This window comes from Listeria ivanovii subsp. londoniensis (assembly GCF_000763495.1).
Taxonomy (GTDB): Bacteria; Bacillota; Bacilli; order Lactobacillales; family Listeriaceae; genus Listeria; species Listeria londoniensis.
Window position 1 is genome coordinate 897,670 of sequence record NZ_CP009576.1, and the last position, 23,896, is coordinate 921,565.

Sequence of the window (23,896 nt, forward strand, 5' to 3'; positions counted from 1 at the left end):
GACAGATGGCTATTTTTAAAAGTGCTGATTTAACACAAAAAGAGAATTATAAATTTTTGACAGGAAGTATTATTCCGCGACCAATTGCTTTTGTAACAACACTTGCTGAAGATGGGGTGACGGTGAACGCTGCCCCATTCAGTTTTTTTAATATAGTTTCAAGTGATCCAGCCATTATTTCCATTGCCGTTCAGCGTGTAAACGGAGTGCAGAAAGATACTGCAAGAAATGCTGCTTTTACTAAAGAGCTAAATATTCATATTGTGAATGAAGAAATAGTAGAAGAAGTAAATAAAACTGCTGCTAGACTGGCTCCTGACGTTAGTGAAATGACACTTACTAATTTACATTTAGCGCCTGTACCAGAGATGAAAACACCTAAAATTGTAGAAGCAACGATCGTATTAACGGCTAAGTTAGAGGCGTTAATTCCAATTGCTGATGATGAAGGACAAGTGGTGGCTGACTTAATACTTGCACGTGTAGAAACATATGAAGTAGACGATACAGTTTTTGATAAAGAGAATGGATACATTTTACCAGAAGCACTGGCACCAGTTGGACGAATGGCTGGAAATGATTATACAAAACTAGGTGAAATTTTTCAGTTGGAACGGCCAATTTAGTAATAAGTAGTTGCGAAACAATAGCCATCATGTTAAACTAAGAGCAACTTAAATCGAACGGAGGGTTGTCCATCATGCATTACATTAGACTACGTTTCCCAAAGAATCTATGCAACTAATTTAATAGTGCGGGAATATCTATGCTTATTTAGTATGGATAACGGGATTGGTCTTGCGTGCATGTATGGCACCCAAAATAAATATGGGTAGAATAAGGGGGAGTTTTCCCTTTTTTAACAGCAAGCTAGTATCTTTTTGATGCTATTTTTGTGTTTTATTTTACTCAGAAACCCTGACCGCGCTGAAACTATTTCAGGAGGTCCTTTTTTATGGAGAAAAAAGTATTAATCGTTGGTGTGAGCCAAAAACAAAAAGATTTTGATTATTCAATGGAAGAATTAGCCAACTTAGCGGCTGCAAATAATATGAAAGTTGTGGGAGAACTGCGACAAAATATGGATCGTGAAAACCGAGCAACCTATGTTGGTAAAGGAAAAGTAGATGAAGTTAAAGGGCTAGCAGAAATGCAAGAAGCTCAGTTAATTATTTTTAATGATGAACTATCGCCGTCACAAATACGAAACTTAGAAGAAGCACTTGAACTGGATGTGATGGACAGAACGGGATTGATTTTAGCCATCTTTGCGAATCGAGCAAAAACAAAAGAAGCCCAACTTCAAGTAGAAATTGCAAAACTTCAATATGAACTACCACGAATTTTTGGGCAAGGCGAAGATATGGATCAACAAAGCGGAAAAGGCGGGCTTAGCAACCGGGGATCTGGAGAAAAGAAAATTGAAACAGACCGTAGAACGATTAAAGATCAAATTCGTCATTTACAAAAAGAGTTAGCCGTGCTTGTGGATGACCGCGAAGTACGTCGTCGTAAACGGAAGAAAAATGAAATTCCGGTCGTATCACTTGTTGGTTATACTAATGCTGGGAAGTCAACTACGATGAACGGTTTGGTACGAGCTTATAGTGAAACAACAAATAAACAAGTTTTTGAGCAGGACATGCTTTTTGCGACACTTGAAACGAGCGTCCGCGAAATCGTGTTACCAGACAATAAACAATTTTTACTAACAGATACAGTTGGATTTGTTAGTAAGTTACCACATCAACTTGTCAAAGCGTTTCGTTCCACGCTAGAAGAAGCTCGTGATGCAGATTTACTCATTCATGTAGTTGATTATTCTGATCCGCATTACAAAACGATGATGAAAACAACCGAAGAAACATTGAAAGCTGTTGGTGTAGAAGATGTTCCCGTTATTTATGCTTATAACAAAGCAGACCTTTTAGAGGACGAAATCTATCCAAAACAAACCGACAATACAATCGTTTTTTCCGCACGAGAACAACCAAGTCTAGCATTTTTAACTGAAATCATTAAAAAAGAACTATTCGCTAGCTATGAAAAATGTGAATATCTGATTCCATTTGAAGCAGGGCAAATTGTTGCTTATTTAAATGATCATGCCAAAGTTTTGGAGACTGAGTATCTGGAAAATGGAACAAAAATCTTAGCAGAAGTGAGCCCGGCAGACCTACAAAAATTAAAAAAATATCAGATAGAAGTGTAATTAAATAAAGCGAGTTCTTATTAGATTTGCTATAATGAACCATACAGCAAATTTAGTTAGGAGCATTCTATCTATGAAAAAAACAGGTTGGGGTATACTCGGGGCAGTAGCTGCTTTTACAGGGTATGCGTATTGGTCGACAAAACATTTAACATGCACTAATTATGAAATAGTGTCTGATAAAATACCAGCAGAATGGGATGGAGCAAGCTTTGTTCAACTTTCAGATCTGCACAGTGCAAGTTTTGGTTTATATAATAATCCTTTGTTAAGTATGGTGAATGAACTAGCTCCAGATGCCGTATTTTTAACAGGTGATATACTGGACGGGGATGAATCTCCTGTTGTCGCAATGGCTTTAGTACGAAAACTTGCAAAAGCTTTTCCGACATTTTATGTGAGCGGAAATCATGAAGGTAGAAGCGCTTTTTATGAAGATTTTAAGGCGGATATGGAAGCTCATCAAGTCACAGTACTTGAGAATGAACGCTACTTTCTAAAGAAAAATGACGCTGCTATTATGATTGCAGGCGTAATGGATCCACGTTTTTCGAAAGAGGATTGGTTAGCAGCCGATTTACCAAAAAGCGAATGGGAAAAAGAAGCATTAACGGCATCACTTGACGAAGCAACGTATCATTTATCACCTGATTACTTTACGATTTTACTTGCGCATCGGCCGGAGTTTTGGCCCTTATATCAAGCCTATCCGGTTGATGTCGTATTATCTGGTCATGCTCATGGAGGTCAATTTAGATTTCCGCTTACAGAAGGATTATTCGCTCCTGGTCAAGGCTTTTTACCAAAATGGACAGCAGGTATTCATCGTGCTGGCCAAAAAGCGCTAATTGTTAGCCGTGGACTTGGAAATGCTACTATAATCCCACGACTTTTCAACGACCCAGAAGTGATACAGATTACACTTAAAGCAAAAAAGGAGTCTTAAAAACGTGATTTATTTAGATAATGAAGATATGCTTGATCAAGCATATAATTTTGCAATGGAAGAATATTCTTTGCGTTTTTTAGATGAAAATGAAACGTATTTTATGTTTTATCGCATGAAACCAACGATTATTGTTGGTAAAAATCAAAATACGCTGGAAGAAATCAATCATACATTTGTGGAGCAGCATCATGTTGACGTACTGCGAAGACTTTCTGGCGGTGGAGCGGTATATAATGATGAGGGAAATATCAGCTTTAGTATGATTACCAAAGATGATGGAGATAGCTTTCAAAATTTCGCTAAATTCACAGAACCTGTGATTCGTGCTCTTCAAAATTTAGGTGTAAATGCCAAGTTAAGTGGTCGTAACGATATCGAGGTAGATGGAAAGAAAATAAGTGGCAATGCCCAGTTTGTCACAAAAGGTCGACTTTATAGCCATGGAACGCTACTTTTTGATGTTGATCTAGATAGGCTTGAAGCAGCATTGCAAGTTGACCCAGAAAAGTATCTATCGAAAGGCGTGAAATCTGTCCGAAGCCGTGTGACAACGATACGTGAACATTTAGCAGAAGATATGGATATTCATTCTTTTAAACAAATTTTATTAGAATCAATTTTTGGTACAACAAATATTCCGCGGTATCATTTTACAAAAGCGGATATGGACGGTATCGAAAAATTACGTGTGGAACGTTACCGCAACTGGGATTGGACCTATGGAAAGTCACCTAAAGCTAGCATAAAACGCAAAAAAAGATTTCCAGCAGGCACAATTGAATTTCAATTGGAGTTAAATAAAGGTCGAATAAAAGAAGCGACAATTTATGGTGATTTTTTTGGTACAGAAGATGTTGCTGAATTAGCTAATCAAATGAGTGGAATTCGTTTCGAACGACAAACGGTTAGTAATATTTTTGAATCAGTCGATATGAAAAAATACTTTGGAAATATTAAAAAAGAAGCAATTATTGATATGTTATTTGAATAAGAAAAAACTCTGAGAAGCTTCACTCAGAGTTTTTTTGTTATAAAAAGAAAACGATTTCATTTTTATATTGACAGGAATTAAATATATATAGTATTATTTAAATATGATAAATAATGATTAAGTATAATTAATTGAAATGGAGTGAAGAATTTGGTTATTAAAAATCGTGCTTTTATCCAATCAAGTGCGGCACAAATAAAAAAGGAATTACATAATCCTAAGTTAGTAGAAATGTATGAGCGTTGCATGATTAATACGCTAGATACAACTATTAAAATTCGTGAAAGCGGGATGACATTTATTTTAACTGGTGATATTCCGGCGATGTGGCTACGTGATTCAGTTTGTCAGGTTCGTCCGTTTTTATTTTTTGCAGCAGAGAATGAAGAAATTCAATCGATGTTAATTGGTCTTAGTAAAGAACAAGCTAAATTAGTAGCGATTGATCCTTATGCAAATGCCTTTAATGAGACTGCTAATGGTGCCGGACATCAAGCAGATATTACAGAAATGCATCCACAAGTTTGGGAAAGAAAATATGAAATTGATTCCTTATGTTATCCAATTCAATTAGCATACTATATTTGGAAAATCACAGGCAGAACAGAACAATTTGATCAAGCCTTTTTAAAAATGTTGCAATCAATTTTTGCATTATGGCAAGTGGAACAACATCATGAAACAAAATCTACTTATCGATTTGAACGAATGGACTGTGTACCGTCCGACACATTAAAACGAGATGGCCGAGGTACCGAAACAACTTATACGGGAATGCTTTGGTCTGGTTTTAGACCAAGTGATGATGCATGTGAATATGGCTATCTTATCCCATCTAACATGTTTGCAGTTGTGGTGCTAGGCTATGCGAAAGAAATTATCGAAGCATTTTATCCAGATGAAAAAGAAACATTACAACAAGCAGCTACTTTGAAAGCCGATATTCAAACTGGAATTGAGAAATTTGGCACGTATAACCATCCGACTTTTGGAGAGATTTACGCATTTGAAGTTGATGGTTTTGGTAATCAATTATTAATGGATGATGCTAATGTTCCGAGCTTACTTTCACTGCCAATTATTGGCTATAGCAAGAAAGAAGAGAAAATCTATCAAAATACAAGAAATTATATTTTAAGTAAAGATAATCCATATTATTTTGAAGGAGAACATGCAAAGGGTATTGGTAGTCCTCATACACCAAACGGTTATATTTGGCCAATTGGACTTGCAATTCAGGGGCTAACTGCAACAGACCAAACGGAAAAAAATAGCATTCTTGATATGTTGCTTAGAACGGATGCAGATACTGGCTTAATGCATGAATCATTTCACCCAGATAATCCAGCAGACTTTACTCGTGAATGGTTTTCATGGGCGAATATGATGTTTTGTGAATTAGTGCTTGATACAGCAGGGTTCAAGTTGGTGGGTGCTTTACCGAAGTAACGAAAGGAGGCTAATCATGGCACAAATTAGAAATAAATCTGTCCAAGTACATCAACAAAGAATGGCGTATCTTTTTATTGCTCTTCCTGTTTTATTATTAGCAATCTTTATGATTTTGCCCATAGGTATGGCGCTAGTAGTAAGTTTTACCGACTACGATATTATTAATACACCAAATTGGATTGGCTTTGATAACTATGTCAAGATGTTCCACGATCCATATTTCTTCATTTCATTGAAAAATACAATCGTTTATACAGCATTATTTGTTCCGCTTGGGCTTGTAGCATCACTTGGAGCAGCTATTTTAATAAATATGAGTAAAAAAGGAGCAGGGTTATTTCGAACATTCTTTTATGTTCCAGTACTTTGTTCCACAGTTGCTACGGCGACAATTTGGTATTGGCTTTTAAATCCACAGTACGGTTTAATTAATCGTGTGTTAGGATGGTTTGGGATAAATGGTCCCGCTTGGCTTTATGATTCTAATTGGGCAATGTTTGCAATTGTTGTGATGAGCGTCTGGATGACTTTTGGAACAAATATGATGATTTTCATTGCAGGGCTTCAAGGAATTCCAGCCAATTTATATGAAGCTTCAAAAATCGAAGGCGCATCTAGATGGAAGACATTTCGCTATGTTACTTGGCCATCACTTTCAAGAACAACTTTTCTTGTGACAACAATGTTAATTATCAATGCATTTCAAGTATTTGACCAAGCGTATGTATTAACGAAGGGCGGACCAGGGAACTCAACGATTACACTTGTTTATTATATCTACAATGAAGGCTTTGGTGGCTTGAAAATGGGTTACGCCTCCGCGATTTCTTTTGTATTATTTTTAATCATCTTAGTATTTTCGATTATTAATATGCGCATAAATAAAGAAGATAGGACAGTTTAAGGAGGCTTAAAATGAACACCATAAAATTGAAAAAAATAAGTAAATCGGTACTTTGGTACATTGCTGTCATATTAATTAGCGTAATTACGGTATTTCCACTTATCTGGACTTTATCAACATCATTTAAGCCAGCAAGTGAAATTTTGAGTAATAGTATGAATTTAATTCCAAAAATGTTTACTTGGGATAATTACAAAGATGTCTTTAGTACGACTCCATTTGCACGCTATTTAGTAAACTCACTGATACTTGCAGTTGGTGGTGTATTAACAAATCTATTTTTCGGCTCACTTGCCGGATATGCCTTTGCTAAGTTGCCATTTAAAGGAAAAAAAGGATTGTTTATGACATTCCTAGGAAGTATGATGATTCCCGCAGTTGTAACAATGATTCCCTCTTTTCTAGTTTTAAAGAATTTTCCGCTGATGGGTGGAAATGATATTACTGGTCATGGTGGAATGGGTTTTATTAATACTTACTGGGCAATTCTAATTCCCGGAGCAGCTGGCGCGTTCTCAATTTTCTTTATGAAACAATTTTTTGAAACACTTCCAGATGAACTTTCAGAAGCAGCGCGAATTGATGGTTGCTCTGAATTTAAGATTTTCTGGAAAATTTATATGCCACTTGCAAAAACTGCCCTTGCTACACTTGGAATTATGACTTTTCAAGCAGGGTGGAATCAGTTTATGTGGCCATTGATTGTCCTCAACTCGCAGAAAATGATGACCGTGCAAGTCGGACTCGCCTCCTTCCAGTATAATGAGAGCGCGAATTACGGGGCACTGATGGCGGGGACAATTATCTCCACAGTTCCAGTATTATTTGTATTTATTTTTGCACAGAAATATTTTGTCGAAGGTATTGCCCATAACGGCGGTAAATAAACGAAAAAAGGAGTGTATACAATGAAGAAAGTACTTTTAGCAATTCTTGGCACAGTGTTATTACTTAGTTTGGCAGCTTGTGGTGGTGGCAAAGATACTAGTAGTAAAGAAAAAGATGGAAAAGAAGAAATTATTATGTGGGGGTCATGGTCAGGGGATCAAATTAAACAATTAGATAAGCAAATTGCTAGTTATAATGAATCTCAAGACACTTATAAAGTAAAATATGTATTACAAGAAAATGTAGAAGAAAAACTGTTAACAGGAATTGCTGGTGGAGAACTTCCAGACCTAATTATGTGGGATCGTTATCAAACGGCACTTTATGCTCCAAAAGATGTGCTTGAACCTCTAGATAAGCTAGTTAAAGACGATAAAGTGGAACTAAGTGACTTCTATGAAGAATCCGTTAAAGAAATGACATACAACGATAAATTATATGGTTTGCCACTTTTAAATGATAACCGTGTTTTATTTTACAACAAGAAATTACTTAAAGAAGCAGGCGTTGAACCACCAACAACTTGGGACGAGCTTGCTACTGCAGCTCAGAAAACCTCTAAATGGGACGGTAAAAAGATGACACAAGCAGGTATGTCATTACAAGATGTGGGCTTATTCAATCTTTACTTAATGCAAGCGGGTGGAGAGTTAGTAACTAGTGACAACAAAAAAACAGCTTTTAATTCAGAACAAGGGTTAGAAGTACTTAATTATTGGGATAAAATGCAAAATGATTTAAAAGTGTATCAACGTGGTTTTGATGATGGAACAGATGCATTTGCTGCAGGAAAAGAAGCCATGACATTTAATGGACCATGGGCACTTGCTGATTACAATAAAGTAGAAGATCTTGACTATGGTGTAGTAGAACCACCAACAGGACCAGATGGAGATAAAGGCGCAATCATGGGCGGATTTGGTTTAGTAATGCCAAAACAAGCAGAACATAAAGATGGCGCATGGGACTTTATGAAATGGTGGACAACAAAACCAGAAAATGGGGTAGAATTTGCTAAAATTAGCGGTTGGTTACCAGCAAATAAAGTCGCTGCTGAAGATGCTTATTTCACAGATGATCCCAACTACTCTGTTTTTGTTAATACGATGAAATATGCGAAAATCCGTCCAACTGTAGCTGGTTACGCAGACGTTGAAGGATTAGCGATGAAACCACAATTCGAAAAATTCATGAACGGAAATATTAGTGCTGAAAAAGCTTTATCGCAATCGGAAAAAGAAGGTAATCAAATTTTAAAAGAAGAGAGAGATAAATAATTGATGAAATGGTCAGATTATGCAACTTTAGGACAAAAAAGTTTAGAGAAATTTTATAAAGCTGATACAGAAGAGCAGTTTTTAAATAACTTTTATCCAATCAAAAATATTGAGGAAGATAATAAAGTTTTTAATTATTGGTGGCTAGCACATCTAGTAGAAGTAAGATTAGATGCTTACTTGCGGACAAATAAGCAAGCTGATTTAGAGGTAGCAGAATGGACATATGCTCATAATAAGAACCGTAATGGCGGAACACTTATTCATGATTTCTATGATGATATGCTGTGGAATGCACTTGCAGCTTTCCGGTTATACAAAGTAACTGGTAAAGATATCTATTTGAGTGACGCAAAGTTAGTATGGCAAGATTTAGTTGATACTGGTTGGAATGATACGATGGGTGGAGGATTTGCTTGGCGCAGACCGCAAATGTATTATAAAAATACCCCAGTGAATGCACCATTTATCATTTTATCATGCTGGCTTTATAATGAGCTAAGCGAACAAAAATACCTTGATTGGGCGCTTAAAACCTATGAATGGCAAACAAAAGTCCTTGTTCGTGCCGATGGGTTTGTAGAAGATGGGATTAACCGTTTAGAAGATGGCGCTATCGACATGGAATGGAAGTTTACCTATAATCAAGGTGTATACATTGGTGCAAGTTTAGAGCTTTTCCGAATTACAAAAGAAAGTAAATACCTTGAAATGGCCAACAAAACAGCAGAGGTTTCATTGCAAGAGCTAACTGAAAACGGTATTTTCAAAGAAGAAGGAAGTGGCGGGGACGAAGGACTTTTCAAAGGGATTTTTTATCGTTACTTTACTGATTTAATTGAAGAAACAAATAATCAAACATTCCGGGATTTTGTTACAAGTAGTTGCCAAGTGTTAATTGACAATGCGATGGTTGACGGATACTTGCTAATGGGAATGAACTGGAAAGAAAAACCAAGTGGTCAAATTCCTTATTCAGCAGAGTTAAGTGGAATGATAGTACTTGAGATGGCAGCAAAACTAGAAAAATAAATAAAAAATACCTCCACTAGTGAATCGACCTCCAAAAGTTAGAATGCTTAATCTGACTTTTGGAGATTACGACAGTAGTGGAGGCTTTTTTAATTTTTCTTATGTGCTTTGACAGAATCTCCCTCGACAAGAAGTGGGGGTAACATTTCTTTTTTAAACGCGTCAGGTTGATTAATTTGTTTTAACAACATATCAACCGCCTTAACACCGATTTTATATTGTGCTTGTTTAATATGGGTAAAACGAAAAGCAGATGCATCAAAGAAATTATCTGGGTGATCAAAACAAACAACCGATAAATCTTCAGGGATGCGCTTATTCAGTTTAATACAAGCTTGCTTTATTAACAGCGCAATATTGTACTCTGTTGCAACCAGTGCGGTAATTTCTGGATGCGTTTCTAAAAACAGGGCAATTTTATTAATATCCGTTTGAATTGAAACAGTTGAATTGGGCATTACTGACTCGATTTCGCGAAATACATAATCAGAATGAAATGCCGTATGGAATGAAGCATGTCCACGGATAAAGCCATTCACACGACTATCCAGGGTTGAAACAGGACTTGTAGAAGTAATCATCCCAATATGTTTATGGCCCAGCTCAAATAACTTTTCGGTAATAATCCTACCCGCTTCCGTATTATCGGAGCTAATTGATGAAATTGGTAAACCTTCCAATGTGCGGTCAATAACAACTAAGGGGAATTTTTGAGAAGCAAGTTCCAGCAAAGTTGGCGAAACAAATTTTGAACTAGCAGGTAAAATCAGTATACCAGCTACATTCATTTCAATAAATTCCTGTAAAATTTCTTCTTCACGTTCGGTATCCCCAAGTGATTTTTTAACAACAATATGTGCCTTCGAGTTACTATGCTCTAACATTCCCGAAAGTAAAATCGTGCCAAAAGTGTCATCGAAGTTAGTGATAATACAACCAAATAGAGGCTTATCAAACATTCTAGTTTCCAATTGTTCACTATTTGGAGATGCACTAATAACGAAAGTACCAACACGGGGACGTCTGGAAATATAACCATCTTTTTTTAATAGTTCCAGTGCCTTTTTTAGCGTAATACTACTCACATCAAATTGATCCATTAGTTCTTTTTCTGCTGGCAGTTTATTTCCAACTGGGATTTCACTATCTTGAATAGCCAGTTTAAGTTGGTCATAGACTTGCTGATACAATAGTTTTTTCATTTACTCACCCATTAAATATATTTTATAATATTAATTATATTTATTTTCGACGCCAAAGTAAACTAATTACAATAAAAAAGTGAAAATTCATTTACAAACTTTAATAAATGGATGACTCATGTTAAACTTAAAGCTAGGAAAAAAGGAAAAGGTGTAGAAATGGCCATCAAAAAATTAAATGATTTTTATTTTAAAAAATTAGGAAACTGGAATTTAATACATAGCTTTATGAAGGGGTTTTGGAGAACATTTTTTTTGCTAGTATTACTTTTAATCATTGGTGACATTGTTGTTATCGAGCTGATGGATTCTCGTTTTTTTATTCCAGCAATTTTACTAAGTTTATTATGTATTCCGCTCTTTTACTATATCTTGATTTATACACGCGCGAAGAAATTCATTTGTGTGCGTTATCAATTAAGAAATTTCTCGGAATTTACAATGATGCGACGTTATCTATTATTTGCTTATTTAGAAAAAAGTGGTTTTAGTACGAGAGATGACTTGGAAAAACTACTTCGCTTTATTCATTCGGAAATGGCAGAAGAAAAGAAAAATGATAAACCACTTAATTCAGTGGTAGGCGTTTTTGTTGCAGTTTTTCTCGCTATTCTGGGTGGCTCATTTCTATTTTTAGTAGAGAATGTGGTAGAACGACTCATTGCTGCAGTGCTAATCATTGTACTCGCGATTATTCTTTATGCGGTTGGAACTTTTATGATGCGAGTAGTTCGTTCGAAACCAGAAATAAATAAAAGAAAAGAGCACGAGCTAACAAAAGAAATTATTGCCATTCAAACAGCTATGCTAGTTAGTGAGAATACCAGTTATCACCCATTTTTGGCAATGGAAAGGAAAGTGAGTGAAAACGATTTTTTAAAAGAGATTATTACATCTAGATCCTTTTTGTAGACATATTTAGGAGGCATCATCATGACAACCAAACGCAAAGAGACGAGAGAAAGTGTTTGTTATCGGGAAATCAAAAAGAAGATTCGTAACGGGGAACTAAAGCCAGGTGATCGTTTAATTGAGAATACACTTTCACAGCAATTAGATATTAGTCGTACGCCGATTCGTAAAGCTATTGGTATGTTAGCAGCAGATGGTTATGTGGAATATAATGACTTTCGAGGTGCGTTTGTTAGAGACAGTATTATCAATAAGGAACGTTACTTTGAGATGACGGAAATTCTAGGGTTGTTTTTGAAACAAGCCATCCATAAAATCCGCACAAAGAAAATCAGTTATAACAAGTTAAAAGTAACTGGTAAGTTAGCAGAAATAAAACATCAAGAAGAACAAAGCGACCCAACAGTATATTTTGATTATGAAAAATGGTTTGTACAAGATTTACTTACCTATTTGAAAAATAATTACTATTTAAAAATAAGCGAAGACTTTTTCAGCAATATTAAAGAGTTTGGTGATGAGGAAGTTATCAAAATCGCCCAAAATGCTTCGGTTAAAACAATCGATAATATTCAAAATTTCATTGATGCGCTTGATGTGCATGATTATGACAGATGTTTAAAGATTATTGATGATGTGATTGACGCGCATGTTTTAGTCGCGTATCGGTAAAAATGAGCATCACCTTCCTGTAAACTGAAGGTGATGCTCATTTTTATTATTTAATTCTCACTAAGTATCTTCCAGTAACCCCGCCATTCATTACTTGATGAAGCGCAGTTGGTAATTTGGAAAACGGAATTTCCGTTGCCAACTCATCCAAATTGGCTAATTTGAAGTCAGTTGCAAGTCGGTTCCAAATTCGCTCGCGTTTTGGCATCGGACAAAGCACTGAATCTATACCAAAAAGTTGAATGCCACGTAAGATAAATGGAAAGACCGTTGTATCTATTTTCCCACCGGCAGACATTCCACAAGTTGTCACCGCGCCACCGTACCGAACAGCTGTTAATAAATAAGCAAGTGGTTTTCCGCCGACACAATCAATCGCACCTGCAAACAGTTGTTTATCTAGCGCACGAATTTTTTCTGGTTGAAATGCTTCTCTGGAAACAACTTCAGAAACGCCCAATTTTTGTAAAAATTCTTTCGCGTCTGCTTTATTGGAAGAAGCTACAACTTGATAGTTTCTTTTAGTCAAGATGGCTGCAGATAGACTCCCTACACCTCCAGCGGCACCACTTACAGCAATTTTTCCGGCGTCTGGTGTCACTCCGCTAAATTCAAGTGCATCTACAGAGAGCGCTGCTGTGAAGCCTGCTGTACCAAGTATCATTGCTTCTTTGAGAGATAAACCAGCTGGTAAAGGTACAATCCATTCAGCAGGGACGCGAATATACTCGCTATAGCCACCAAAGTAACTAACACCAAAATCATAACTAGTTACGATAACTTTATCGCCTGATTGAAAGCGCTCAGACTTTGATTCGACAACCACACCACTTGCATCGATACCAGGAATAAAAGGATACTTACTAACAATTTTGCCATCGGGAAGCACTGCTAACCCATCTTTGTAATTAATACCGGAGTAATGTACTTCAATAATCACATCGTTCTCTGGTAATGTATCTATGTTAGTTTCTCTAAAGTGAAGCGAGGTATTTTCTTGTTCTTTTTCAATAAAAAGCGCTTGAAATGATTTCATCTATAAATTCCTCCACAATTCTATTTTGTGTTCTTCTTCACTTTACGACTTTTTTCCATTTTTTTCAAGGCTGTCACTGGTACTAATCCCTGTTTCAAGGTAAACTGTAATAGAGAAGATATCTAACTATGTGTGTAATTTGATAAGCAGATTTTTTTGCAAGAGAGGGTGAGCGCGATGGGGAAAGCATTATTGATTGTGAATCCATCATCAGGTAAAGAAAAAGGAAAAGTATACCAAGGAAAAGCAGAAGAAATACTAAAAAAACGCTATGAAGAAGTAGAAGTTCGCCTAACAGAAAAAGCGGGCGATGCGACGGAATTTGCTTCCTGGGCTTCTGAGCAGGGATTTGAAGCAGTTATCGCCATGGGAGGAGACGGTACATTAAATGAAACGATTAATGGCCTTGCTACCCACGAAAATCGTCCTGACTTTGGGTTTGTACCACTAGGAACAGTAAATGATTTAGCTCGTTCTGTCGGTATTCCGCTAAAACCCGAAAAAGCAATTCAAGCGTTAGAACATGCGGAAGCGGTGCCAATGGATATTGGCCGCATCGACGACCAATATTTTATGAACGTATTAGCAATTGGAATGATTGCACAAGCAGTCGACCAAGTTAGTGTCGAACAAAAAACCAAATTTGGTTCAGTTGCTTACTTTTTAGAAGGTTTAAAGGCATTTAACCGTAATGAGTTACTGAATTTTAAACTAGAGTATGATGATAAAGTTTGGGAGGGGGAAGCAGCTCTCGTTGTTGCTGGATTAACAAAGTCTGTTGGTGGGATTGAATCATGGGCGCCAGATGCAAAAATCGATGACGGCTATCTGCACATCGTTATTTTAACTAAACTCGGACTACTTGATGCTGCTAATATGATTCCACAACTAATTCGTGGTAACTTAAAAAATAGCGGCGGGGTAGTTTATATTAAAACGAAGAAATTAACGATCGATGCGAGTGGGGAAGATTTGAGTATTAATGTCGACGGCGATCCAGGTCCAGGTGTTCCAGCAGAAATTGAAGTGCTCGGAAGCCATTTGAATATTCTTGCTCCAAAAGAAAGCGGCAAGAAGCGCTTTGGCCCATTTGTACTAAAGAAATAGGTTATAATAAATATAGAAGACAAGGAGATGATTCGCTTTATGGAAGAGGAATTAGAGGTCATTCATAAAGGTCTTGCCAATGCGAAAAATGGTTTTAAGGCAGTCCCAGGGAAACTATATTTAACAAAAACTTATATCGTACACAAGCCAAACGATTACTTTGATGAAGAAATCAATATCCCATTAGATAGAGTAGCGAAAATTCGCGGCGTTCGAACTAAAATACTAGGAAAACCTCTTCTAGCGAATATTCTAGAAATTGATATGGTATCAGGTGTTAAATACCAATTTGTAGTCAATAAACAGAAGAAATGGCTTGAAGCAGTGGGAACTGTTCTAGAAAGTCGCGGCGAAACCGAAAAATTAGCATAGAAAGAAGCTGGCGCAACTAGTGTCCAGCTTTCTTTTTTTATGCTAAATGAAATGCAGTCGCCCCAATAAGATTGGCATCATTCCCAAATTCGCAACTAACAACAATTGGACGGATTTTAGCAATCGGTACACTTGCTTTAACTTCATCCACATACGTATTTAATTCATCAATAAAACCGTTGCGTTCACTAACCGCACCACCAATAACAACAAGTTCAGGATCAAGCGCATATTGTAAATTAAAAATACTGCGCGCTAAATGGTAGAACATTGTCTTAAGCTCTTCGGTCGCAATTAAATTTCCATCTTCTCTAAGCTCAAAAGCCCGAACGCCATCTATTTCTTCTGTAGGTTCAAGTCGTTCGCCAATCCGTTTGGCAGCATTGACAACCGTTCCAAGATCACTAAGCGTATGTCCATCTTGATCCATTAACATATAGCCAAACTCACCGCCATGCAAATTTGCTCCGTGATGAACTTTACCGTCACGAATGACTGAGCCACCTACACCAGTACCAAGAATCATAAAAATAATATCTTGTTTATCTTTCGCTGCTCCAAGCCAAACTTCTGCGAGTGCCGCACAATTGGCATCATTTTCCATCGTCACAGGTAACGCTAATTTTTCTTCTAATAGTTGTCTAAAAGGGAAATGATGAATATAAGGAATCGCACTTGCTCCGCCAATGATGCCGGTTTCATTATTAACAGCACCAGGACAACTAAATGCTACACCTTGGAAGGAATAATCATAACTTGTTTTCACTTCGACGAGTAAGCGAATCAGCTCATCCAAATTATCAGGAGTAGCAAATTTCCCTTTCTCAAGTAACTCACCTTGTTTTGTTAAAATGCCATACTTCACTGCGGTACCACCCATATCAAATGCAAGAATAGTCATAATCTGTTCTCCTTTAATTTAAAAGTCTATACTTATAATACTTTTAATTAAGCCAAATAACAAATAAAAAGTGAAATTACTTAGCTAAAAATTACCGTCACTTTCTAGTTTTGTGCTATAATAAAGCAAGAATTTAAAGCGCAGGAGGAAATGGTTAGTGGAGATAAAGGTTCAAGGAAAATTGACTGACGGCAGAATCGCTTTTAGTAGTGAATACGGTGAATGCGTTGGGATTTGGGCCGATGAAGACCCAGAACCAAGTAGGGTTTACACGGTAGAAATTACGATACCTGAAATGATTAGTGCAGAACTTTTGCATGAAAGTGAAGAGAAACATTGTGTGTTAGAAATAGATGAAGAGGGCTTAGTACACGTAGTAGGGAAGTTGGAAGACTACGAGGAAGATGGATTTGCAGTGCTTCGTTTAGAAGAAAGTATTATTTGTTTTGACACCAAGTTCAGTGAAGAAATCGAAATGCTTCATGGTAGATTTGTCGAATTTGTTATTCCAGAAATTAAATTAAGTAATGTTGGTATATAGTTTTAATAGAAAGAAATGAAACTTGTTCTTTAACGCTTTGTTAGAGAATGAGTTAGCTTGTTGCTTTATTAAACTATCTGTAACACCTACATCATCAAGAATGTTATTTATAAAATAATTGAGTATGTCCTCATCAGAAAGTTGATTTACACTAGTGCTTTTTTCTTCAGGATTATCATTGCTAACATAGCTCATCTGTTCTTCAAAAAGCTCTTTTAAATTATCTAGATGTTGTACATTATTTGTAGCATTGTCAAAACTAGATTTATTTTCATTGTTGGTTTGCAAGAGATTTTTAATTGGTACTAATTCGTTGTTAACTTCAACTTCATCATAAGCGCTATTGCCTAAATAGCAGATACCTTGTATTGGAGTGGCTCCTTCGGCACTCATTAAAAGCTTATAAATTGGATGACCAGTTCCAGTTCCACTTGTAATTTGTAAATAAATATCCTTGTTATCAATAGTATAATACAGAGTAAATCCCTCTAAATTAGAATAATGTTTTACATGTGAGTCAACAGTATCTGCCATCAAGACTACCTTTAATTCCTGTGATAGCGCATCAAATAGTGATGTTAACGGTTTTTCTTCTGATATGTTCTCTGATAATGTGGATTCAATTGTAGCTTGAGTTGATATACTAGTAGTTTCTAGTAAGTGTTTTCTAGTTGATGAAGTCGTATGTTTTATCTTTTTATTCATAGAACATGAGCTCAACAATAGCAAACTAATTCCAACTACTAATGCGATTTGCTTTTTTTCATCATTGTTTTCCTTTCAATTTCTCTTTCTTTCCATTATAGTCATTTTAATAATAAATATTGCTTTTCGCAACACTGAATGCAATGCATATTTGTTGTGCGAAACGGATTACAATTAACTGGGTCAGGAGGTAATGCTAATTGAGTAATTTCAAAATTAAACCTAACCGAAAAGAAACAGAAAACAAGACGATTAGATTCCCTGCACCACTTATAGAAAAAATTGAAGAAGTAATTGTAGAAAATGATGCAACATTTTCGAGTTTTGTTATTCAAGCATGCGAATACGCTTTGGAAAACATGGAAAGAGATCAAGAAAAGTAAAGAGTGAATACATTATTATAATTAATTACTAAGATTAAAGAAAATGAGGCGTTCGATTTATGGGAACTTTTGCAGAATCACGATTAAAATTTAGAAATGAAAATTTATCAAAGCGTTTTCTTCAACGTTCTTTAGTAACAGAAGATGGAAGCTTTAAAGATAATATTGAGATTAAAGATATTCACGGTAAACCAAATGAACAATTTTACAAATGGGAGTTTGTATATGGCTTGATTGATTCAGGGTTGTATAAAAGAGATTTAATTGGAACGGAAATATATTTCCCTAAAGGAAATAAAAATTCACAACCTATAAAAATTGATGCTGTAATCTTTGACGATAATGATTGGCTTGCTTTATATCAAGAATACAGAATGAATAAAAATCAAGATGCTTTAAATAAATTACGTAAAAAAGCAGTTGTAATGATTGAATTTAAAAGAGAAAATGATAAAACAATTGACCAAGTATTTAATTCTCAAATTAAAGCAACAATTAAAGAATCAGATTCTTCTTTTGTGATGGGAGTTTACTACAATGAAGGTAGACTATATCTTTTTAAGAAAGACCAAATGGGGGTTATTACAAGATATGACAATAGTAAGAATTTTCTCAATAGCCAACGTATTTTAGAACAATATCAGTTAGAATTAACTGATCCATATTATATGATACCAAGTTTTGCTGAACTGGATAAAAAAGTAAACGGAGTTGATCTTGAAAAGAAAAATTTAAAGATAGAAGATCTCGATATTGTTGATAAAATCTCTGATGAAAATCTAAGAAAATCTTTGAACAATATTTTACGGCAGTTAACAGAAGATAGTTTGTTTAACGAAGAAGGTTATATGCTGTTAATTCAATTGCTTGCTGTAAAGATTTTTGACGAACACGAATCGGATAAATATGGTCAAGTATTAAATTTTCATATTTCACCCGATGAAGAAATGGTAGGAGGTAATATTTCTGATCCCGAAGTTCAAACATTTATTAATAGGTTAAAGATTATTTTTACTAATGCTAAAAGACAGTATAAAAATATTCTAGCTGAAGAGAAGATAACGTGGACGAATACAAGACATGTACGTGTAGCTCAAACTATAGTGAGAGAATTTCAGCGTTATGCATTTACTAAATCTGCCCGTGGTGATTTATATCAATTAGTATTTTATAATTTCGCAACTAGATTTAAAAAAGAAGAAAATGCACAATTTCTAACCCCGATACCAATAATAAATTTTCTAGTAGATATGGTTAATCCTAAACGCAGCGATACAATTTGTGATCCCTGTTGTGGAATTGCGGACTTCTTATCAGTTAGCTATGCGAATTCTGATTTGAGATTAAATGATAATAACTTGTATGGTCTGGACAATGATTATAATATGACAGTTTTAGCGCAACTTAACATGCTTCTGAATGGTGATGGGAATGCCAATATATTCTATGCAGAAGATAAAGGATCAATCGACCATAAATTAACTACTAGTGGAGATATTACAGCTTTGAACCCTGATTATAATCTAAGTGGAAATTGGGATAACAGACCAGATGGAGCAGAGTTGATGAAATATGATGTTATATTAACAAATCCTCCATTTGGCAAGGGCAGAAATCTGGACTTTAAGAAATATGATGATTTACGTGTAGCTAAATTTTATGAGACCTATGATAAATATATAGAAACTAATCCTAAAGATGGACTAGATCTAGGGGTTGTGTTTCTTGAAAATGCTGTGCGTTCAATAAAACATGGTGGACGATTTGGTATAGTTTTGAGTAACAGTATTGCGTCAAATAAAAGCTTTGAGTTTGCGAGGGAATGGCTATTAAATCAAATTCGTATAGTAGCACTCGTTGATTTACCAGCAAATATATTTGCTGAGACGGGGGTAAATACGACAATAATTTTTGGATATAAGCCGACGAATATAGGTAGAAATACCATAGAACATTTAAAAAATGATGATTATTCTGTTTTTGTTAGAGAAGTTAAAAATGTTGGATATACCAAAAGAACCGCAAGCAGAAATGTAATATTTGAAAATGATTATAAATTAAACCCACAAACATTTGAAACTATTATAGATACTGAAACTGGTGAAAATGTTTTAAATGAAGATTTCACTAAAATTATTGATGAATTTCGTGAATGGTGTATGCTACAAGAAGATGAACTGAGAGATTGTTTTCTGGATTGAGGTGATATAAATGGAAGATATTATAATTCCTAAAGAGATAAAGATAAGTGATATAGTAAAGGGGAAAACAAATTTATCCCCGAATAATTATAAAAAGATTGGTGTCCGGGCTAAGCGTAAAGTTGCAATTCAAGATTTATTGGAAACTATTCCTTTTGTTAGAGGAACAGAGCCAGGAGCGTCTTCTTATCTTAAAGATTTAGTTTCTAATGTAAAATTCGTACGTAATAGTTGTATTGATAAATTAAATTATACTGTTCAAGTTCAAAAATCGTTTTTTTTAAATGAAAATAAAATATCTTACAATGAAAATCAATTATTGCAAGATGATGATGTAATTGTAGCTACAGATGCTAATATTGGAGATAGTGCTATTTTCTTTAATGATGATAATTGTTCATGTCTACTATCATCAGGGATGATAAAATTGAACGTGAAAAGTAACATTAATAAATACTATTTATTTTCTTTTTTAAAGGATAGCTATTTTAATATTCAATTAGATTCAATAACTCCAAAAGGTTCAACCATAAGACACTCGGGTTCTAATTTATTAGAATGTTATATACCATTTCCTGGAGAAAATGATTATTGGGTCATACAGATAATTGAAAACTTGACAAAAAACATTATTTTTTCTGAAAGACGAGCTCAAAAAATCCAAGAAGAAATTTTCAGTATTTTCGATAAAGAATTAGAAACAATTTTTGTAGAAAAACCTTTTATAAAAGCTTCCAATCTGTTATCGGCTAAAAGAATTGATGCAGGTTTTTATTCTGAAGAGGTGCAGAGCTTCTTTGGCAAAATTGAACAATTTCCTACTGGTAATAAGACTTTGGAAGAATTGGGATATAGAATTAAACGAGGTCCATCGCTACAAAAAAGAGATTTAGGAAGATCAATAAAAACAGAGGTATTTCAACCTAATTATTCTTTACTAATATATCCTAGTGATATCTCTGACTATGGATATATTGATAAAACTATCTTTTTAGGAGCAGCTGGGAAAGTATGGTTTTTAGAGGAGAATGATATTCTGTTTTCAGCTGAGGGAAATGTAGGCAAAACATTTGCAATATGTGACAATTCTTTAAGATTTACAACTAATATTCACGGAATAATTATTACTCCACTCGATAAAGAAAATGTAAATTTGAAAAATACTATTTTAATAAGTACGTTTCTAAATTATATGAAAAAAAGAGGGATAATGGATAAGTTATCAGTAGGTGGGCAAGGTGGGAGTTTTGCTGTTCAGTACTGGGATATCTTAAAGTTTCCTAACATAGAAGATGACACTATAAATAAAATAACTGAACTCTATTTTAACGACTATATAATTCATCCGTTTGATTTTAAAAAAACTGAAATAGATAAATTGGGAATATACGAAATTAGTAAGCTAAGAACGATCTGTAATTCGCTTTTAAAATTAATTATAAATGATATCAAAACTGATACACTCAAATCTAAAAATTTCTATATTGATAAGCTAAAAGATATATAATTTCAATAATTATTTTAAGTCACACTAATTAAGCAAGTATTCTATTTTGGTTCACATGTGTTTGTAAAAAAATTGACACCAAAGTGTTCAATTATTCTGAAAGTCAATGCAATATTTGTAGCTGAAAACCATCTAAAACATTGATATTAAAAGGTTTTTAAAGAATATTTAAGGTTCAAATAATCAAACCAGATCTTAAGAAAGCGGAGGATGTTTTCTTTCTCCAAAACCGTTAATAATTACTTTCTATTAGCACTAAACACATTATTCAACCAACAAAAAAAGCTATGACTCCATTCCTAACAAACAGGAAAACGAGGCATAGCTTTTTTTAACTATATGTAGCAAACACAGCAAGCATTTTCTCCAAATCTTTCTCAGATCTCGCAAACAACATTAACCGTTGACGATTTGTTTCAATCACGAGGATGCCGTCTTCCGATAAATTCATTCGTTCAATTTTGTCATAAGGGAAGAATAATAAGGCGTAGAAAATACCGGTTTTTTTAAAGACTGCTCTTGAACTACGGAAAAAACAAATGTAGATAAAAAGCACGCCCATAATTGCTAGTAATACCGAAGTGGAAAATGGACCTTCCCGGAAAAACGTATTGGAAACAAACAGTAGCGCGATAATTCCGACGAAAATATAGCCATCCCAACGACCTCGAGAACGCAATTTGACGGTTAAAACAGATTTGCCTTTCCATAGTGGAATTACTGCATCATTATACAAGATATACAGTAAAGTTAATATATTGGCAACAAATAAGAAGATATTCGTAGCATCCCAAACCATTTTTTTATCACTCACAATCTATCATTGATTTCATTTAAACATATTGTAACATAATTATTCAAATAAAAGGGAGAACCGGACTTGACTCCGATTCCCCTCATATAAGTTAATGCTAATTTCTTAACCTAGTGGTGAATAACCTGCTGGTGGAAGTCCTAAGATGCCGGACCAGTAACCCAGAATACCAACTACAAATAAAGCTAAAATCAACCAAAGTGCATTGACTTTTTTCTTCAGTACCCACATACATGCGAATGTAAGAAGTAGGGCAAGAAGACCTGGCATTAATTGGTCCAAAATACTTTGAACCGTAGTCGGAACTTCTTTACCAGTTTTAGGGTCTTCTGTAGTATAAGCTACAAGTGGTACGTAAATTGTGGTCCATTTATTTACGAGCGCACCCATTACGAATAGTCCTAAAATAGAAGCACCTTCTGTTAATTTTTGGAGTAAACCACCAGACATATCAGATACAACATCGGTACCTTTTGTATAGCCATAGAACACGCCCCAATAACGGAAGCCTAAACGAATTGCGTTGAACAATACAAAGAATAAAATCGGTCCAATAATACTACCATCCGTTGCAAAACCAGCGCCTAATGCAGCTAATACTGGACGAACAGTTCCCCAGAAGATCGGATCCCCAACACCTGCAAGTGGTCCCATTAAACCAACTTTGATACCATTGATAGCACCATCGTCTATATCGGAGCCATTTGCTTTTTGTTCCTCCATCGCAGTGGTTACACCTAAGATTGGTGCCGCCATATAAGGATGGGTATTAAAGAATTCTAAGTGACGTTTGATTGCTTGCTCTCTTTCTGGTCCTTTTTCTGGATAAAGACGTTTAATTACTGGAATCACGGAGAAACAGAATCCTAAAGACTGCATCCGCTCAAAGTTCCATGACCCTTGGAAGAGGTTGGAACGAACGAATACGCCCATTAAATCACGTTTCGTTATTTTCTTTTCATTAACTATAATTTGTTCACTCATATTTTTTCTCCCCCTTCCTTAGTCATCGAGGTCGTCGTCGAGATCGTCTGCTTGCCGTCCGCCGCCGCCTCCACCGTATTGCTCGATAGCTGCTTTTAATTGATATTTAGGGTTAAGTTGGATATAAATAATTGCTGCAACTAAACCTAGAACACCTAGCGCTACTAAGTTGAAAGCTGTAAATGCCGCGACAACAAAACCTAAGAAGAAGAAAGGCATTAAATATTTAGCTGACATCATGTTAATAACCATGGCATAACCAACGACAACGATAAATCCGCCAGCTACGTTAAGTCCATTAACAATCACATCTGGAATGGCATTAAGTAGATTTTCTACAGCACTTGTACCAACTGTTACCGCGACAATCATTGCGGGAATGGCGATACGCATTGCTTGAAGTAAGAGTGCTGAAACATGTATCCAGTCGAGACTTCTGAGGTTACCTTCCTTACCAGCTTTATCAGCCATATGTTGGAAAGCAACTGTAATTGTACGAACAAGGATAGTAAGTACTTGTCCAAGAGCAGCTAAAGGAATCGCTAGTGAAATACCTACGCTGATATCTTGTCCACCTGTAATAACTAAGATAGTAGAAATAATTGAAGCAAGTGCCGCATCTGGTGCAACCGCAGCCCCGATGTTCATCCATCCAAGCGCGATCATTTCAAGTGTTCCCCCAATGATAATACCGGTCGTAATATCCCCAAGAACTAGACCAATTAGTGTACAGGCAATTAATGGACGATGTGTTTGCCACTCATCCAAAATACTGCCCATACCACTAATACATGATACGAGGAATACAAGGATTAATTGTATTGCAGTCATATTTTTCCCTCCCAATTTTTCTT

24 protein-coding genes are annotated in these 23,896 nt (G+C 35.5%); 17 read left to right on the forward strand and 7 right to left on the reverse strand.

All coding sequences use genetic code 11. The features are described from left to right. Positions 1-5: 5 nt before the first annotated feature. The 9 genes from JL53_RS04405 to JL53_RS04445 all read left to right on the forward strand — a co-directional run bounded on the left by JL53_RS04405 (position 6) and on the right by JL53_RS04445 (position 9,705). On the forward strand, positions 6-626 hold the full coding sequence (locus JL53_RS04405; RefSeq protein WP_003718912.1) for a flavin reductase family protein: 621 nt from the start codon (positions 6-8) through the stop codon (positions 624-626). A 329-nt stretch (positions 627-955) separates the two neighbouring features. Next, positions 956-2,212: a GTPase HflX gene (gene hflX, locus JL53_RS04410; protein WP_038406888.1), complete on the forward strand. Its 1,257-nt coding sequence runs from the start codon at positions 956-958 to the stop codon at positions 2,210-2,212. A 73-nt stretch (positions 2,213-2,285) separates the two neighbouring features. Next, positions 2,286-3,158, forward strand: coding sequence for a metallophosphoesterase (locus JL53_RS04415; RefSeq protein WP_003718914.1), 873 nt, complete (start codon positions 2,286-2,288; stop codon positions 3,156-3,158). A 4-nt stretch (positions 3,159-3,162) separates the two neighbouring features. Beyond that, a complete protein-coding gene (locus tag JL53_RS04420) occupies positions 3,163-4,152 on the forward strand; it encodes a lipoate--protein ligase (protein WP_038406889.1) in 990 nt (329 codons plus the stop codon). A gap of 150 nt (positions 4,153-4,302) precedes the next feature. Further along, complete coding sequence (locus JL53_RS04425) at positions 4,303-5,601, forward strand: glycoside hydrolase family 125 protein (RefSeq protein WP_003718916.1); 1,299 nt, start codon at positions 4,303-4,305, stop codon at positions 5,599-5,601. A gap of 16 nt (positions 5,602-5,617) precedes the next feature. Further along, positions 5,618-6,508 carry a carbohydrate ABC transporter permease gene (locus JL53_RS04430; RefSeq protein ID WP_038406890.1) on the forward strand — a complete coding sequence of 297 codons (891 nt, stop codon included), beginning with the start codon at positions 5,618-5,620 and terminating at the stop codon, positions 6,506-6,508. Between the two features lie 11 nt (positions 6,509-6,519). Continuing rightward, the gene (locus JL53_RS04435; protein WP_038406891.1) at positions 6,520-7,395 is read left to right on the forward strand and encodes a carbohydrate ABC transporter permease; all 876 of its coding nucleotides are present in this window, start codon (positions 6,520-6,522) and stop codon (positions 7,393-7,395) included. 21 nt (positions 7,396-7,416) lie between these two features. Then, positions 7,417-8,673: an ABC transporter substrate-binding protein gene (locus JL53_RS04440; RefSeq protein WP_003718919.1), complete on the forward strand. Its 1,257-nt coding sequence runs from the start codon at positions 7,417-7,419 to the stop codon at positions 8,671-8,673. 3 nt (positions 8,674-8,676) lie between these two features. After that, positions 8,677-9,705: a glycoside hydrolase family 76 protein gene (locus JL53_RS04445; RefSeq protein WP_038408156.1), complete on the forward strand. Its 1,029-nt coding sequence runs from the start codon at positions 8,677-8,679 to the stop codon at positions 9,703-9,705. An 89-nt stretch (positions 9,706-9,794) separates the two neighbouring features. Here JL53_RS04445 and JL53_RS04450 read toward each other — a convergent pair whose 3' ends face one another. Further along, positions 9,795-10,907 (reverse strand): GntR family transcriptional regulator, encoded by a 1,113-nt coding sequence (locus JL53_RS04450; RefSeq protein WP_038406892.1) that lies wholly within the window; start codon positions 10,905-10,907, stop codon positions 9,795-9,797. A gap of 159 nt (positions 10,908-11,066) precedes the next feature. On the opposite strand from JL53_RS04450, the gene JL53_RS04455 reads away from it, so the two are divergent. Both JL53_RS04455 and JL53_RS04460 read left to right on the forward strand, forming a co-directional pair. After that, complete coding sequence (locus JL53_RS04455; protein ID WP_038408157.1) at positions 11,067-11,819, forward strand: hypothetical protein; 753 nt, start codon at positions 11,067-11,069, stop codon at positions 11,817-11,819. Between the two features lie 21 nt (positions 11,820-11,840). Then, positions 11,841-12,491 carry a GntR family transcriptional regulator gene (locus JL53_RS04460; RefSeq protein ID WP_038406893.1) on the forward strand — a complete coding sequence of 217 codons (651 nt, stop codon included), beginning with the start codon at positions 11,841-11,843 and terminating at the stop codon, positions 12,489-12,491. A 46-nt stretch (positions 12,492-12,537) separates the two neighbouring features. Here JL53_RS04460 and JL53_RS04465 read toward each other — a convergent pair whose 3' ends face one another. Further along, positions 12,538-13,527 (reverse strand): NADPH:quinone oxidoreductase family protein, encoded by a 990-nt coding sequence (locus tag JL53_RS04465; protein WP_038406894.1) that lies wholly within the window; start codon positions 13,525-13,527, stop codon positions 12,538-12,540. Between the two features lie 177 nt (positions 13,528-13,704). Here JL53_RS04465 and JL53_RS04470 point away from each other — a divergent pair, with 177 nt between their 5' ends. Then, on the forward strand, positions 13,705-14,634 hold the full coding sequence (locus JL53_RS04470) for a diacylglycerol/lipid kinase family protein (protein WP_038406895.1): 930 nt from the start codon (positions 13,705-13,707) through the stop codon (positions 14,632-14,634). A 39-nt stretch (positions 14,635-14,673) separates the two neighbouring features. Then, positions 14,674-15,006, forward strand: a complete 333-nt coding sequence (locus tag JL53_RS04475; RefSeq protein ID WP_038406896.1) for a hypothetical protein — start codon at positions 14,674-14,676, stop codon at positions 15,004-15,006. Between the two features lie 37 nt (positions 15,007-15,043). On the opposite strand, the gene JL53_RS04480 is transcribed toward JL53_RS04475, so the two are convergent. After that, the gene (locus tag JL53_RS04480; RefSeq protein WP_003718929.1) at positions 15,044-15,907 is read right to left on the reverse strand and encodes an ROK family protein; all 864 of its coding nucleotides are present in this window, start codon (positions 15,905-15,907) and stop codon (positions 15,044-15,046) included. Between the two features lie 157 nt (positions 15,908-16,064). On the opposite strand from JL53_RS04480, the gene JL53_RS04485 reads away from it, so the two are divergent. Then, the gene (locus JL53_RS04485; RefSeq protein ID WP_038406897.1) at positions 16,065-16,448 is read left to right on the forward strand and encodes a hypothetical protein; all 384 of its coding nucleotides are present in this window, start codon (positions 16,065-16,067) and stop codon (positions 16,446-16,448) included. On the opposite strand, the gene JL53_RS15530 is transcribed toward JL53_RS04485, so the two are convergent. After that, positions 16,428-17,153 (reverse strand): hypothetical protein, encoded by a 726-nt coding sequence (locus JL53_RS15530; protein ID WP_144242634.1) that lies wholly within the window; start codon positions 17,151-17,153, stop codon positions 16,428-16,430. The genes JL53_RS04485 and JL53_RS15530 overlap by 21 nt on opposite strands. Before the next feature lie 200 nt (positions 17,154-17,353). Between JL53_RS15530 and JL53_RS04495 the strand changes: the two genes are divergently transcribed. From JL53_RS04495 to JL53_RS04505, 3 genes are read left to right on the forward strand one after another with little or no spacing between them, the layout of a single operon-like run. After that, positions 17,354-17,536, forward strand: a complete 183-nt coding sequence (locus tag JL53_RS04495) for a YlcI/YnfO family protein (protein ID WP_038406898.1) — start codon at positions 17,354-17,356, stop codon at positions 17,534-17,536. A gap of 59 nt (positions 17,537-17,595) precedes the next feature. Continuing rightward, positions 17,596-19,737: an HsdM family class I SAM-dependent methyltransferase gene (locus JL53_RS04500; RefSeq protein WP_038406899.1), complete on the forward strand. Its 2,142-nt coding sequence runs from the start codon at positions 17,596-17,598 to the stop codon at positions 19,735-19,737. A gap of 10 nt (positions 19,738-19,747) precedes the next feature. Continuing rightward, entirely contained in the window at positions 19,748-21,244 is a 1,497-nt protein-coding gene (locus JL53_RS04505) for a restriction endonuclease subunit S domain-containing protein (protein WP_038406900.1), read from the forward strand. A 331-nt stretch (positions 21,245-21,575) separates the two neighbouring features. Here JL53_RS04505 and JL53_RS04510 read toward each other — a convergent pair whose 3' ends face one another. The 3 genes from JL53_RS04510 to JL53_RS04520 form a co-directional block, all read right to left on the reverse strand. Continuing rightward, complete coding sequence (locus JL53_RS04510; protein ID WP_038406901.1) at positions 21,576-22,043, reverse strand: Lmo0779 family protein; 468 nt, start codon at positions 22,041-22,043, stop codon at positions 21,576-21,578. Positions 22,044-22,163: 120 nt separating this feature from the next. Next, on the reverse strand, positions 22,164-23,042 hold the full coding sequence (locus JL53_RS04515; protein WP_003718936.1) for a PTS mannose transporter subunit IID: 879 nt from the start codon (positions 23,040-23,042) through the stop codon (positions 22,164-22,166). A gap of 18 nt (positions 23,043-23,060) precedes the next feature. After that, complete coding sequence (locus JL53_RS04520) at positions 23,061-23,873, reverse strand: PTS mannose/fructose/sorbose transporter subunit IIC (RefSeq protein WP_038406902.1); 813 nt, start codon at positions 23,871-23,873, stop codon at positions 23,061-23,063. Positions 23,874-23,896: the final 23 nt, after the last annotated feature.